Genomic DNA, 1386 nt, shown 5'->3' on the forward strand with positions numbered 1-1386 from the left:
GGGCTTTATGCGGCGACGGGGCGTGGCGGGATTTCGCGGAAGAACTCCTTGTTTTTCAGCATCGCGTAGATGACATTGCATCGGCGTCGTGCCAGGCAGATGACTGCTGCGTTGTGGCGTTTTCCTTCAGCGCGTTTGCGTTCGTAATACCGCCGTGACGGTTCGTGGCTGCGGATAACCGCGAATGCGGAGTAGAACAAGGCGTTTTTCAGTCGTTTATTGCCTGACCGTGCTGGGAACTCACCTCTGATCGACGAACCTGATCGTCTAGTGACGGGCGCTATTCCAGCATAGGCAGCTAAGTGGCCAGCACTATCGAAGTCGGAGCCATCACCGATCGCAAGAAGGATCTGCGCTGCGGTCTTGATGCCGACTCCGGGCATACTCGATCCAAGACCTCACAAAGAGGGAAATCAGCGAGCATCTCTTCAACCTGTTCAGCGATGGTGTTTCGTTGCTCTTTGAGGGCCTTGATGTTTGCAGCCAGTTGAGGAATTACTAACTCGGCGGCATCGCTTCCAGGCACGATGACTGTTTGAGCTTTCAGTGCTGCAAAAATGTCGTCTACCAGCGGGGTGGGGTCTTTACGTGTGTGCTTGATCATCCAGTTCAACACTCGTTGGTATCCGGCTCTTTTTAGCCCCTGCGGTCCCTTGTAATGAATCAATAAATCCAGGATCGGCGTGCGAGTCAGGGTGCTACCAGCAAAAACTCGTTCCAGGCTGGGATAGATCTGGGTGAGGATACTGCGAAGTCGATTGACAGTGCGAGTGCAATCGCGGGCGATGTCATCATCGAAGCCAGACAGCATCTTTAGAGCGGAAAGTACCTCATCATTGCGGTCGACGGCACGTAGCGTGTGGGGCATTGTGCGGGCGGTGTCGGCGATGATGAATGCGTCGCGTTTGTCTGTTTTTGCACGTCCCGGATAGAGATCTGCAGCTTTGCGCATCGCAAGACCTGGCAGGTATCCGACTTCGCAACCGCAGTCCCGGGCTACAGCAATCGGTAGTGCGCCGATGGTGTTGGGTTGGTCGACGATCACGAGCACGGTGCCAAGCTTCTGAAGCTGGTGAAAAACGCCTGCTAGTTCGGATTCGAGTTGGGGCAACGGTTTGTCGAAGACCTTGTTGCCATCACGGTCTAGGGCGCAGGCGTGGTGTTCAGATTTGCCGACGTCTAGGCCAAGGAATATGTCGATGGAATGCTCCGGAGACATGATGAGCTCCTAGAAAACGAGATGGGTATGGCGTTGTTCCAGTCGCTGGTGTCATGACCTTCGTTGCAAGCACCCACGTTACAAAGAGACCTAGTTTGAAACTGGCCGTGTCCCTATCAGCTGTCATCGAAAGTCCTGGCACCCGGCGGCAACACCCCCCGGATTAT

1 pseudogene is annotated in these 1386 nt (G+C 54.8%); it reads right to left on the reverse strand.

Annotation, left to right across the window (positions count from 1 at the left end):
* Positions 1-5: 5 nt before the first annotated feature.
* Positions 6-1242 (reverse strand): annotated as a pseudogene (locus QKE30_RS10765) (IS110 family transposase).
* Positions 1243-1386: the final 144 nt, after the last annotated feature.

The sequence above is a fragment of the Corynebacterium sp. c24Ua_83 genome (genome assembly GCF_039907245.1).
In the GTDB taxonomy this organism is placed as follows: domain Bacteria; phylum Actinomycetota; class Actinomycetes; order Mycobacteriales; family Mycobacteriaceae; genus Corynebacterium.